Source organism: Bradyrhizobium iriomotense (genome assembly GCF_030160715.1).
GTDB lineage: Bacteria > Pseudomonadota > Alphaproteobacteria > Rhizobiales > Xanthobacteraceae > Bradyrhizobium > Bradyrhizobium iriomotense.
In genome coordinates this window covers 22,959-35,223 of sequence record NZ_BSOW01000009.1, presented here as the reverse complement: position 1 = coordinate 35,223, position 12,265 = coordinate 22,959, and the positions used below count along the sequence as shown (strand labels likewise).

The 12,265-nt window shown below is 65.7% G+C and carries 9 protein-coding genes; all 9 read right to left on the bottom strand.

The window, feature by feature from the left end:
* Positions 1 to 295: 295 nt before the first annotated feature.
* The 9 genes from QQL28_RS14450 to QQL28_RS14410 all read right to left on the bottom strand — a co-directional run bounded on the left by QQL28_RS14450 (position 296) and on the right by QQL28_RS14410 (position 12,254).
* A complete protein-coding gene (locus tag QQL28_RS14450; RefSeq protein ID WP_284266246.1) occupies positions 296 to 1,282 on the bottom strand; it encodes a D-alanine--D-alanine ligase family protein in 987 nt (328 codons plus the stop codon).
* A 126-nt stretch (positions 1,283 to 1,408) separates the two neighbouring features.
* On the bottom strand, positions 1,409 to 2,329 hold the full coding sequence (murB, locus tag QQL28_RS14445; protein ID WP_284266244.1) for a UDP-N-acetylmuramate dehydrogenase: 921 nt from the start codon (positions 2,327 to 2,329) through the stop codon (positions 1,409 to 1,411).
* 205 nt (positions 2,330 to 2,534) lie between these two features.
* Positions 2,535 to 3,938, bottom strand: a complete 1,404-nt coding sequence (gene murC, locus QQL28_RS14440) for a UDP-N-acetylmuramate--L-alanine ligase (protein ID WP_284266242.1) — start codon at positions 3,936 to 3,938, stop codon at positions 2,535 to 2,537.
* Between the two features lie 150 nt (positions 3,939 to 4,088).
* Positions 4,089 to 5,189, bottom strand: a complete 1,101-nt coding sequence (murG, locus tag QQL28_RS14435) for an undecaprenyldiphospho-muramoylpentapeptide beta-N-acetylglucosaminyltransferase (protein WP_284266240.1) — start codon at positions 5,187 to 5,189, stop codon at positions 4,089 to 4,091.
* Between the two features lie 182 nt (positions 5,190 to 5,371).
* Positions 5,372 to 6,523: a putative lipid II flippase FtsW gene (gene ftsW, locus QQL28_RS14430; protein WP_284266238.1), complete on the bottom strand. Its 1,152-nt coding sequence runs from the start codon at positions 6,521 to 6,523 to the stop codon at positions 5,372 to 5,374.
* A 226-nt stretch (positions 6,524 to 6,749) separates the two neighbouring features.
* Entirely contained in the window at positions 6,750 to 8,150 is a 1,401-nt protein-coding gene (gene murD / locus QQL28_RS14425) for a UDP-N-acetylmuramoyl-L-alanine--D-glutamate ligase (protein ID WP_284266236.1), read from the bottom strand.
* A gap of 7 nt (positions 8,151 to 8,157) precedes the next feature.
* The gene (mraY, locus tag QQL28_RS14420) at positions 8,158 to 9,261 is read right to left on the bottom strand and encodes a phospho-N-acetylmuramoyl-pentapeptide-transferase (RefSeq protein ID WP_284266234.1); all 1,104 of its coding nucleotides are present in this window, start codon (positions 9,259 to 9,261) and stop codon (positions 8,158 to 8,160) included.
* Between the two features lie 144 nt (positions 9,262 to 9,405).
* Positions 9,406 to 10,785 (bottom strand): UDP-N-acetylmuramoyl-tripeptide--D-alanyl-D-alanine ligase, encoded by a 1,380-nt coding sequence (locus tag QQL28_RS14415; RefSeq protein WP_284266232.1) that lies wholly within the window; start codon positions 10,783 to 10,785, stop codon positions 9,406 to 9,408.
* A complete protein-coding gene (locus QQL28_RS14410) occupies positions 10,782 to 12,254 on the bottom strand; it encodes a UDP-N-acetylmuramoyl-L-alanyl-D-glutamate--2,6-diaminopimelate ligase (RefSeq protein ID WP_284266230.1) in 1,473 nt (490 codons plus the stop codon). Before QQL28_RS14410 ends, QQL28_RS14415 begins: the two co-directional genes overlap by 4 nt.
* Positions 12,255 to 12,265 lie beyond the last annotated feature (11 nt).

The window sequence follows — 12,265 nt, the reverse complement described above, 5'->3', positions numbered from 1 at the left end:
CCATGACGTCTCGGACCTGCCGGCCGGGTGGTCTTCAGCAGAAGAAGCCTCTCCCCTTCAAAGCGTTGGCCAGAGACGGGAACACCCGCAACAGCCCACGCGCCGGCAGCCAAATCGCCATATGCGCCGCCAGCGTTAACCTTCGGACTTCCTGGTAAACAAAAGGTAAACTTCGTTAACGGCCGGCGCTTTTTGCCTCGTCTTGTGAGGCATTTATGCCGCTATCCCTCGCATTTTAGCGATTTTCGGTTCCAAAACGGCTCGTTTCGCCCGTCCGGCCGTTAACCAACCCTAATTATTTCCGCACACCCCGCTCGGCGAGCTCGATCAGGTCGCGCAGGAAGTCGACAAACGCGATTCCCTGCGCCTTCAGCGCCTTGGGATAGAGCGAGGACTTGGTCAGGCCCGGCAGCGTGTTGGTCTCGAGATAGACCAGGCCCTTGTCCGACACGATGAAGTCCGAGCGGGAATAGCCGGTGCAGGACAACGCCCGATGCGCCCGCATCGCCTGGTCCATCAGCCCCGCCGTGACCTCGGGCGAGAAGCGGCCCGGGCAGATCTCCTGGGTCGAGCTGAGCAGGTACTTTGCCGCATAGTCGAAATTGCCCTCGCCCGGGATGATCTCGATCGGCGGCAGCGACATCATCGAGCCGTCCGGCCGCTCGAGCACGCCGCAGGTCGCCTCCACGCCGGCGATGTAGGGCTCGATCACGTACTCTTCGTGTTTCGCAGCGTTGCGGACAGCGACGAGATCCTGCTTGGCGTTGACGAAGATCAGGCCGTAGCTCGAACCATCGCGCGCCGGCTTTGCGATCAGCCTGCCGTATTCGGCCAAAGCCACGTCGATGTTTTCCAGCGCAATGCCGATCGGCGGCGTCACGCCGCCGAGCGCGGCAAACTGCTTGGCGGCGATCTTGTCGAAGGCCAGATGCGAGGACGCCGAGCCCGATCCCGTGAAGGGCACGCCGCGCGTTTCGCACATCACCTGCAATTCGCCATTCTCGGCGCAGCCGCCATGCAGCGCGAGCACCAGCACACGATCCTCGGCCTTGGCCTGGTCGAGCGCCTGCTCCAGCGGAATCCCGCGCGTGCCCGGATTGAACTCGTCCTCGAAGGGACAGGCGTGTTCGGCGAGTTGCTTCGACTGGACGACATGCACCTTGTCCTGGATGTCCCAGAACCAGAGATCGGCCTCGGGCAACGCCTGATGCAGGGCCTGTGCGCTTGCGACCGAGACCAGACGCTCCCTGTTGGAGCCGCCGAAGAGAATGGTGATGCGCATGTTCTTTCGTCACCTATTGCTTGCGTCATTCCGGGATGCGCCGCCAGGCGCAGGCCCGGAATCCATAACCCCAGCTCGTGGTTATGGATTCCTGGCTCGCGACTTCGTCGCGCTCCGGAATGAAAGTCACTGAGGAACCCCGATCCTTTTGATTTCCCAGTGTAGCTCAATTCCGGAATTTGCCTTCACGCGTTCGCGCACGGTCTCGCCCAGTGTCTCGATGTCGTGGCCGGTCGCATCGCCGGTGTTGATCAGGAAGTTGCAGTGCATCTCCGAGACCTGCGCGCCGCCGACGCGCAGGCCGCGGCAGCCGGCGGCGTCGATCAGCTTCCAGGCGGAGTGGCCGGGCGGATTCTTGAAGGTCGAGCCGCCGGTCTTTTCGCGGATGGGCTGCGCGGTCTCGCGATGGTTCTGCACCTCCGCCATGCGGGCGCGGATCGCGTCCTCGTCCTTGATGACGCCGCGAAAGCGCGCGGAGGTGAAAATGATCGAGGGATCGACGCCGCTGTTGCGGTAGACGAATTGCATGTCGACATTGGAGAAGGCGTGCTTCTTCCCATCGCGACCGACGCCGGTCGCCTCGATAAGCACGTCCTTGGTCTCGCCGCCATTGGCGCCGGCATTCATGCGCAGCGCGCCGCCGATCGTGCCGGGAATGCCGAAGAAGAATTCGAGCCCGCCGATGTTGGCGCTGGCCGCCACTTCCGCAACGCGCTTGTCGAGCGCGGCCGCCCCCGCGGTGACGACGTCACCGCTCGCGCTCGCATCGCCAAAGGCGCGCGGCGCAAGACGGATCACGACGCCGGACATGCCGCCATCGCGCACGATCAGATTTGAGCCGACGCCGACGACGTAGACCGGAATATCGGTTGAGAGATGCGCGAGGAAATAAGCGAGATCGTCTTCATCGGCCGGCGTGAACAACACCTGCGCCGGCCCACCGACGCGAAACCAGGTGAGCTCGGCCAGCGACTGGTTCGCGAGCAACCGCCCGCGCAGGTCAGGCATCGCGGCTTTGAGGTCAGGCGTGATGTCGGGGAAGCTCATACGAGTACACTCGCGAGAAGACGCGGCCTTTGTAAGGAAGGCACAATGTCTCCGTTCCCTCCCCCCTTGTGGGGGAGGGGCAGGGAGGGGGGTAGCCCCAAGTGAGGTCGGAGTTTGTGGCTACCCCCCTCCCCCGCCCTCCCCCACAAGGGGGGAGGGAGTGCAGTGTGCTTTGTGGCAAGCAGCGAGTGTGACATCGGCATCGTCACCCCAGCGCCTTCAATTCGCCAGGCAGCGCATATGCCCATTGCGTGATGTTGCCGGCGCCCAGGCACACGACGAGATCGCCTGACTTCGCCACGCCCTTGACGATGCCGGCGAGATCCGAGGATGCCGGCAGCGGGATCACCTGGCGGTGGCCGTGGGCGCGGAGGCCGGCGACGAAATGATCGCGGTCGATGCCTTCGATCGGCGCCTCGCCTGCGGGATAGACCTCGGCGACGATCACTGCGTCCGCATCGTTGAAGCAGGTGCAGAATTCCTCGAACAGCGATTGCAGGCGGGTGAAGCGATGCGGCTGCACCACGGCGATGATCTTGCCGTTGGTAGATTCGCGGGCCGCTTTCAGCACTGCAGCAATCTCGACTGGATGGTGACCGTAATCGTCGATCACGGTGATGCCGTTCCACTCGCCGGTCTTGGTGAAGCGACGCTTCACGCCGCCGAAGGTCGCCATCGCCTTCCGGATCGCCTCGTCCGAGACGCCGAGCTCATGCGCCACCGCAATCGCAGCGGTCGCGTTGGAGGCGTTGTGACGTCCCGGCATCGGCAGCATGAGGTCCGCGATCTCATGCACGGCACCGCTCTTGCGATCGCGGATCGCGACCTTGAATTTCGATCCGCCACCCATCGGCGTGAGCTCGACCAGCCGCGCATCGGCCTGCGGGTTCTCGCCATAGGTGATGATGCGACGATCCTCGATCTTGCCGACCAGGCTCTGCACGGTCGGATGATCGATGCACATCACGGCAAAGCCGTAGAACGGCAGGTTCTCAACGAAATGGCGGAACGCATCCTGCACGGCTTCGAACGTCTTGAAGTGATCGAGATGCTCGGGGTCGACATTGGTGACGATGGCGACATCGGTTGGCAGCTTCAGGAATGTGCCGTCGCTCTCGTCCGCCTCCACCACCATCCAGTCACCGGCTCCTAGACGCGCGTTGGAGCCGTAGGCGTTGATGATGCCGCCGTTGATCACGGTCGGATCAAGACCTCCGGCGTCGAGCAACGTTGCGACCATCGTGGTGGTCGTGGTCTTGCCATGGGTGCCCGCAATCGCGACGCAGCTCTTCAGCCGCATCAGTTCGGCCAGCATCTCGGCGCGGCGCACCACGGGAATGCGCCGTTCGCGCGCCGCCATCAGTTCCGGATTGTCGCGTTTGATCGCAGTGGACACCACGACGACCTCGGCGCCGTCGACATTATCGGCCTTGTGACCGACCGAGACCTTTGCGCCCTTCTTGCGCAGACGGTCGAGATTGTAATTGTCGGAGGCGTCCGAGCCCTGCACGGTGTAGCCGAGATTGACCAGCACCTCGGCAATGCCGCTCATGCCGATGCCGCCGATCCCGACGAAGTGGATGGGTCCGATCCCGCGCGGCAGTCTCATGTGGGTTCCTCAGGGTCATCGTCCGCGACTGCGGACGATCCGGTACTCCGCGCCGCCCGAGATTCAAATCAGCTGCGCCGGATACTGGATGCCTCGCTTTCGCGGGGCATGACAAGGGGCATTTTTGGTCATTCCGGGGCAGAACGGGCGTCAGATTCCCGCGACTTTGACCACCAGATCGGCCAGACGCTCTGCGGCATCGAGCCGGCCGGCACCGCGGGCAGCCTCCGCCATGGCGGCAAGCCGCGCGGGCTCGGCGGCAAAGGCGGAGATCTCGGCAGCCAGCCGGTCCGAGGTGAACTCGGTCTGCGGAATGCGCAAGCCGCCGTTCACCTGGGCCAGCACGCCGGCATTGGCGAACTGGTCCTGGTCGATCGAGCCGGGCAGCGGCACCAGGATCGAGGGCCGCCCGATTGCGGCGAGCTCGGCGACCGTGCCGGCGCCGGAGCGCGACACCACCAGATGATTGGAGGCAAGCCGCGCCGGCAAGTCCGTGAAGAACGGTGCGAGCTCGGCATTGATCTTGAGCTTGTCGTAGACCGCGCGCACCCGCGTCATGTCCTCATCGCGGACCTGCTGGGTGAGGATCAGCCGGCGCCAGATCGCAGGATCGAGCCGCTCGATCGCACCGGGCACGATGTCGGCCATGATGCGCGCGCCCTGGCTGCCGCCGACGACGAGCAGGCGGAGCGGACCGTTCGGCTCCGGCGGCGTGTACTTCACCGCCGCGGCTGCGAGGATGGCCGGACGCATCGGCGTGCCGACCGTCGTGGTCTTCGGCGCCAGCGTGGGATCACGGTCGAGCACGCCGGGCAAGGAGGTTGCGATCGCGCGGACATAGCGCGACAGGAAACGGTTGGCGCGGCCGAGCACGGCGTTGGCATCATGGATGATGCCGGGCACGCCGGCGAGCTTCGCAGCGATCAAGGGCGGCAGCGTCGGATAGCCGCCGAACCCGACCACCGCGATGGGCTTCGACCGGCGCATCAGATTGAAGGCCGACAGCGTGCCGGTGGCGAGCGTGAGGCCGGCATGGGCAAGCTGAATTGGATTGCGGCCGCGCGCGGTCTCGCTTGCCACGACGTCGATCATGTCCTTGCTGAACAGCCCGCTGTAGCGGAGCGCGCGCGCGTCCGTGACGAGGCGCACGCGAAACCCGCGCCGGATCAATTCGACGCCGAGCGCTTCGGCCGGGAACAGATGACCGCCGGTGCCGCCCGCGGCGAGAAGAATCAAGGGGGAGGTATCCATGGCCGAGGGTTTTACAGGCAGTCAGCCATCATGGCGAGCCGGACCACGTCACTGGGCTCGTGCCCCGGGCGCAGCGCAGCACGCCGCCCTTCGCGGCGTGGTGCGCTGCTGAACCGGGGCCCATTGGTGCGGCATTCTGGGTCCCGGATCTGCGCTCCGCTTGTCCGGGACACGAGAGCGCTCTACGCGTAGCTGCGCATCGCCTCGGCGCGGCCGATCGACTCGACCTCGGTGCGCGGGCGCAGCCGTGTCAGTGCCAGCATCATGCCGACGCCGTAAGCGAGCGTCACGATCGAGGAGCCGCCATAGGAGACGAACGGCAACGTCATGCCCTTGGCCGGGATGAGCTGAAGATTGACCGACATGTTGATCGCGGCCTGCACGCCGAACAGGATGGCAAGGCCGGAGGCCGCGAAGCGCGAGAACATGTCCTCATTGGCATAGGCGCGCGACAGCGTGCGGATGACGATGAAGGCGAACAGCGCCAGCATCGCAAGGCACAGGATGATGCCGAACTCTTCCGCGGCGACCGCGAACACGAAGTCGGTGTGGCTGTCCGGCAGGCTGCGCTTGGCGATGCCCTCGCCCGGCCCGAGGCCGAACCAGCCGCCGTTGTAGAAGGCTTCCATCGCGGTATCGACCTGGAAGGTGTCGCCGGAGGCCGGATTCATGAAGCGCTTGATGCGACCTGCCACGTGCGGAACAAACAGATAGGCGCTGAACAGGCCGGCAGCGGCAGCGCCCGCGAGCCCGAACACCCAGATCATGCGCATGCCCGCGATGAAGAACAACGCGCCCCACACCATCAGGATCAGCATGGTCTGGCCGAAATCGGGCTCCATGACGAGGAGCGAGACCAGCATCAACAGCAGCACCAGCGCCATCGAGGTCGCCGGCATCTCCGGCCGCTTGGTCGATTCCGCGAACAGCCAGGCGGCGATGACGACGAAGGACGGTTTTGCGGCCTCGGAGGCCTGGATGTTGACGCCGAGCAGCGTGATCCAGCGCCGCGAGCCCTTTACCTCGGGACCGATGGCGAGCGTCAACACGATCAGGACGATGCTGATCGCGAAGATGATCAGCGCGCTCCGCCGGATCGCGCGCGGCGACAGAAACGACACGCCGATCAGGACCATGAAGGACGGGGCCAGGAACATCACGTGCCGGCTGAAGAAGTGGAAGGGATCAAGCCCGATGCGGGTCGCAACCGGCGGACTCGCCGCCAGCGACAGGATGACCCCGGTCAGCATCAGCGCCAGGATGACGCCGAGCAGCGGCTTGTCGACGGTCCACCACCACTCGGAAAAGGGGGTGCGTTCTTCACGGGAGAGCATGGGCGGCCGGCTTTCGGACAGAGGTCAGCCCATTGGTCGCCGAGGTTGGTTTACGGGGGGTTAATGAGATCGATAACTTTGGAGAGAGCCCACAAATGCTCGCGTCATGCCCCGCGAAAGCGGGGCATCCAGTACGCCGCGGCTTCGCGGCTCAAGCACCGCCTCTGGAATACTGGGTCGCCCGGTCAAGCCGGGCGACGACAGCGGAGAATGATGCGCGAGTGCCCTACACCACCGCCTTCACGCCCGGCAGCGCTTGCACCAGTTCGCGGAACTTGGCGCCGCGGATCTCGAAATTGCGGTACTGGTCGAAGGAGGCGCAGGCGGGCGAGAGCAGGACGACGGCCTCATTGAGGCCTGAGGCTTCCGCGTCGCGCGCGGCGTGCTCGACGGCGACGTCCAGCGTCTGGCTGATCTCGTGCGGCACCTGACTGCCCAGCGTGCCCGAAAACTCCTGCGCGGCCTCGCCGATCAGATAGGCTTTTCGGATGCGCGGGAAAAAGCCTGTAAGGCCAGTGATGCCGCCCATCTTCGGCTTGCCGCCGGCGATCCAGAAGATGTCGGCGAAGGACGACAGCGCGTGGGCGGCGGCGTCCGCGTTGGTGCCCTTGGAGTCGTTGACGAACAGCACATTGCCAAGGCGACCGACCTGCTCCATGCGATGCGCAAGGCCGGGGAAGCTGCGCAGGCCGTTCTGAAGCACGTCGAGGCTGATGCCCATGGCGAGCGCGGCGGCGGAGGCGCAGGCCGCGTTCTGCGCATTGTGCAGGCCGCGCAGCGAGCCGATGCCGCCGAGCTTTGCCACCTCGCTGCGCGCGCCGCCCGAGGCGCGCAGAACCGTGCCGTGCTCGACATAGATGCCGGAGGCCAGCGGATTCTTGACGGAGATGCGCACCACATTCTTGCCGGCGCGGTCGAGCCGGTCGGCGATGTCGCGGCACCAGCCGTCGTCGACGCCGACGATCGACGTGCCGCCCGCCTGCACGCCGGCGACGAGGCGTTCCTTCACCTCGGCATAGTGCTGGATGGTGCCGTGGCGGTCGATGTGGTCCTCGCTGACATTGAGCAAAATGCCGGCGGAGGGATCGAGCGACGGCGTGAGGTCGATCTGGTAGGACGACATCTCGACGACATGGACGCGGCCCATGCGCGGCGGCTCCAGCGACAGGATCGCGGTGCCGATATTGCCGCCCATCTGGGTGTCGTAGCCAGCAACCTTGGTCAGATGCGCGATCAGCGCGGTCGTCGTCGACTTGCCGTTGGTGCCGGTGATCGCGACGAACGGGGCGTTCGGCGCGTGGCGCCGCCGCTCGCGGCAGAACAGCTCGATGTCGCCGATCACCTCGACGCCGGCCTCGCGCGCTTTCAGCACGCTCCAGTGTGGCGCGGGATGGGTGAGCGGCACGCCGGGTGCGAGCACCAGTGCGGAAAAATTCGCCCACGACACGGTGCGCAGATCGGCGGTGATGAAACCTTCCTGCGCGGCCCTTGCGAGGTTGTCGGCGCTGTCGTCGCCGGCAATCACCTCGGCGCCGCCGGCTTTCAGCGCGTGGCAGGAGGCGAGACCGGAACCGCCGAGGCCGAAGACCGCGACCGTCTTGCCGGCGAAAGAAGTGACGGGGATCATCGATCGATCACCGCAGCTTCAGCGTGGAGAGGCCGGCGAGCGCCAGCATCACCGAGATGATCCAGAAGCGGATCACGATCTGCGGCTCGGTCCAGCCGAGCTGCTCGAAATGGTGATGGATCGGCGCCATCTTGAAGATGCGTTTTCCCGTCAGCTTGAACGAGACGACCTGCACGATCACCGAGACGGCTTCGAGTACGAACAGGCCGCCGATCACCGCGAGCACGATCTCGTGCTTCACCGCAACCGCAATCGAGCCAAGCATGCCGCCGAGCGCCAGCGAGCCGGTGTCGCCCATGAAGATCGAGGCCGGCGGCGCGTTGAACCAGAGGAAGCCGAGGCCGGCACCCAATAGCGCACCGCAGAGCACCGCGAGCTCGCCGGTGCCCGCGACGTATTTGATCTGAAGATAGTCGGCGAACACGGCGTTACCAGCGAGATAGGCGATCATGGCGAAGCTCGCGGTCGCGATCATCACCGGCACGATGGCGAGGCCGTCGAGCCCGTCGGTGAGGTTCACCGCATTGCCGGCGCCCACGATGACGAAGGCGCCGAACACGACGAAGAACCACCCGAAATGCAGCACCGTGTCCTTCAAGAACGGAATCGTCAGCGCGGTCGACGCGGGATCGCGGTTGAGCCGCACCAGTGCATAGCAGGCGACCAGCGCGATGATCGCCTCGATCAGTAGGCGAAGCTTACCGCCGAATCCGCTCGTCGTCTGCTTGGTCACCTTCAGGTAGTCGTCATAGAAGCCGACGAAGCCGAAGCCGAGCGTCACCGCGAGCACGATCCAGACATAGGGGTTGAGCGGGTTGGCCCACAGCACCGTGCCGACCGTGAGGCCGGACAGGATCATCAGCCCGCCCATGGTGGGCGTGCCCTTCTTGCTGAGATGCGATTGCGGGCCATCGACCCGGATCGGCTGGCCCTTGCCCTGGCGGATGCGCAGATGATCGATGATCCACGGCCCGAACAGGAACACGAACAGTGCGCCGGTGACGACGGCGCCGCCGGTGCGGAACGTGATGTAGCGGAAAACGTTCAGCACGGTGCGAAACGCACCGAAACTCGGAAACGTGTTGGAGAGCTCGATCAGCCAGTAAAACATTCAGACAGTCCTATACCGCCTCGTCGCGTGCGGCCTTGCCGGAAAGCACTTTTGGCGCACTCGCCGGCCTACATCATGTGGTCGGGCGACCCTCAAGAACCGGACGGCCGGGGATGGTGGGATCAGACACGGCGCTTAACCAGTTTACGCCTTTGCCTGCAAGGCGGCCACTAGCCCCGGCACAAACTTGTTGACCCAGAACATCTTCTTGCTGCCCTTGACAACCACGACATCGCCTGCCTTCAGCAGATCAGCGACAGCTCGCGGGGCCAGCGTGGCGGGGTCGTCATGCCAGCCAAGGCCCTTGGCCGGCGGCAGCTTCTGGTAGAGATGATGCATCAAGGGACCGACGCAGTAGACGCCGTCGATCCCGTCGAGATGTTTTGCAAGATTCACGTGATAGGACGGCGCGTCACTTCCCAGCTCGAGCATGTCGCCGATCACGGCGATGCGGCGGCCACTGGTCATGTGGCGCGCCTTGAGGCTTTCCAGGGCTGCGGCCATGCTGGCCGGATTGCCATTGAAGCTGTCGTCGATCACGGTGATGCCGCCGACGCTCTGCTCGACGCCGCGACCCGTCATGATGCCGACGCCATCGAGCCTTGCCGCGAGCGCAGCCGCATCGAGATGGGCCGCATCAATCGAGGCCAGCGCGGCCAGCGCGTTGTGGACGCGGTGCGGCGCGCCGGGCGTGAGACTGAAGTCGATCTCCTTGCCGCCGACCAGCGCACCCACCTGCCAGCTCTCACCCTGGGGCGAATGCTTGAGCTCGCGCACCTCGGTGCCGTCGCCGAAGCGGATGACCTTGCCGCGCCATTCGGGGGCGGCGATATCGGCCGGCAGCACCAGCACGCCGTCGTCCGGCAGGCCCAATGCGATCGAGACCTTCTCGCGCCGGATGGCTTCGAGCGAGCCGAGCTTCTCCAGATGCACCGGCTGGACGTTGACGACCAGCGCCACCGTCGGCCGCGTCAGCCCGCTCAGCCGCGCGATCTCGCCGGTCTGGTTCATACCCATCTCGACGACCCAGAGGCTCGCATCAGGCCGCGCATTGCACAGCGTCAGCGGCACGCCCCAGAAATTGTTGAAGCTGGACGGGTTCGCATAGGCGTTCGGATAGGCCGCGAGATATTCCTTCGTGCTGGTCTTGCCGGCGCTGCCCGTGAGCCCGATCACCGGTCCAGCAAAGCGCGCGCGTGCGGCTCGCGCGAGGCCCCAGAGGCCATCGATCAGCGTGTCCTTGACGACGAGCTGCGGGATGCGGATACCCGCTATCTCGTGCGGCACGATCATCGCGACCGCACCCGAGGCTTCGGCCTTGTCGGCAAACTCCCAGCCGTCGCGCGCGCTGGCGAAGGCCGAGATGAAGCCGCCGCTCGGCGTGCCGCTCAGCGCGACGAACAGGCTGCCCGGCTTCACCAGCCGGCTGTCCTGGGTGACGAAGTCGATGGCCGTGTCCGGGAACGATCCTTCGATCCCCAGCGCGCGCGCCACCTCGGCAACCGTCCACAATGGCGCGCTCATGAAACCCTCGTCGCTAATGCGGCCGCGACCGCCTCGTGATCGCTGAACGGCAGCACATCGCCGCCGATGATCTGCCCGGTCTCGTGGCCCTTGCCGGCGATCAGCAGCGCATCTCCCGGCTCGAGCTCCTCGATTGCCGCGCGGATCGCCGCAGCGCGGTCACCAATCTCCTTCGCGCCTTTTGCAGCCGCGAGGATCGCGGCGCGAATGGCTTCCGGCCTTTCGCTGCGCGGATTGTCGTCGGTGATGATGACGCCGTCGGCATTCTCCGCCGCGATCGCACCCATGATCGGCCTCTTGCCGGCATCGCGATCGCCGCCGGCGCCGAACACGACGATGAGCTTGCGCTTCGCATAGGGCCGCAGCGCCTGAAGTGCCTTGACCAATGCATCCGGCTTGTGTGCGTAGTCGACGAAGATCGGCGCGCCATTGCGCTCGCCGACGAGCTCGAGCCGACCCTTGGCGCCTTCGAGATGCTCGAGGCTCCCAAAGACATTCGCCGCATCGCTGCCGGTGCCGATCGCGAGACCAGCGGCGACCAGCGCGTTCTCGATCTGGAATGCGCCGACCAGCGGCAGCCTGATCGAATACGCCTTGCCGCGATGCTCGATTGCGAGCTGCTGCGAAAAGCCGTCGACTTCGGCATCGACGAGGCGGATGCCCTCGCCTGCCCCGTCGCCGTTGCGACCGACCGCCATCACGCGCAAGCCGCGCGACCTCGCGGCCTCGATCGCCTCAGTCGAGCAATCATGATCTGCGGAGATCACGGCCGCACCGCCTGGCGGGACCAGATCGCGGAACAACCGCAGCTTCGCAGCAAGATAATGCGCAACTGTCGGATGGTAATCCATGTGGTCGCGCGTGAGGTTGGTGAAGCCGCCGGCCGCGACGCGCACGCCGTCGAGGCGATATTGATCGAGCCCGTGCGAGGACGCCTCAAACGCCAGATGCGTGACGCCGTCACGCGCGATCTCATCGAGCTGCCGGTGCAGCGCGATCGGATCGGGCGTCGTCAGCGAGCCATAGACGGTGCGCTTCGGCGAGACCAGGCCGATGGTCCCGATGCTGGCGGAGACGTGGCCGAGCCGCTCCCATATCTGCCGCGTGAACGCCGCCACCGAGGTCTTGCCGCTGGTGCCGGTCACTGCCGCGATGGTCGCAGGCTGTGCGGGGAAGAATCTTGCCGCCGCCAGCGCCAGCGCGCGCCGCGGATTGGAGACCGCAATGAACGGCACCTTGCGGGCATCCGGCGCATGCTCGCCGACGACAGCGACGGCGCCCGCGGCGACGGCGGCATCGATGAACCGCGCGCCGTCGGTCTTGCTGCCCGCAAGCGCAAAAAACAGATCGCCGGACCTCACCACGCGGCTGTCGAGCGCAAGCCCCGTCACATCGAGCGCCGCGACGGCGGGCTCGATTGCGGCATCATTGCCCGGAAAATCCTGACCCAAGAGGTCGCGCAGTTTCATGGCCTTCCAGT

What these genes read in the sequence shown, in the direction of transcription:
- QQL28_RS14450 (WP_284266246.1), bottom strand. Translation starts at nt 1,282, where the DNA reads ATGCGCATCACCATTCTCTTCGGCGGCTCCAACAGGGAGCGTCTGGTC.
- murB (WP_284266244.1), bottom strand. Translation starts at nt 2,329, where the DNA reads ATGAGCTTCCCCGACATCACGCCTGACCTCAAAGCCGCGATGCCTGAC.
- murC (WP_284266242.1), bottom strand. Translation starts at nt 3,938, where the DNA reads ATGAGACTGCCGCGCGGGATCGGACCCATCCACTTCGTCGGGATCGGC.
- murG (WP_284266240.1), bottom strand. Translation starts at nt 5,189, where the DNA reads ATGGATACCTCCCCCTTGATTCTTCTCGCCGCGGGCGGCACCGGCGGT.
- ftsW (WP_284266238.1), bottom strand. Translation starts at nt 6,523, where the DNA reads ATGCTCTCCCGTGAAGAACGCACCCCCTTTTCCGAGTGGTGGTGGACC.
- murD (WP_284266236.1), bottom strand. Translation starts at nt 8,150, where the DNA reads ATGATCCCCGTCACTTCTTTCGCCGGCAAGACGGTCGCGGTCTTCGGC.
- mraY (WP_284266234.1), bottom strand. Translation starts at nt 9,261, where the DNA reads ATGTTTTACTGGCTGATCGAGCTCTCCAACACGTTTCCGAGTTTCGGT.
- QQL28_RS14415 (WP_284266232.1), bottom strand. Translation starts at nt 10,785, where the DNA reads ATGAGCGCGCCATTGTGGACGGTTGCCGAGGTGGCGCGCGCGCTGGGG.
- QQL28_RS14410 (WP_284266230.1), bottom strand. Translation starts at nt 12,254, where the DNA reads ATGAAACTGCGCGACCTCTTGGGTCAGGATTTTCCGGGCAATGATGCC.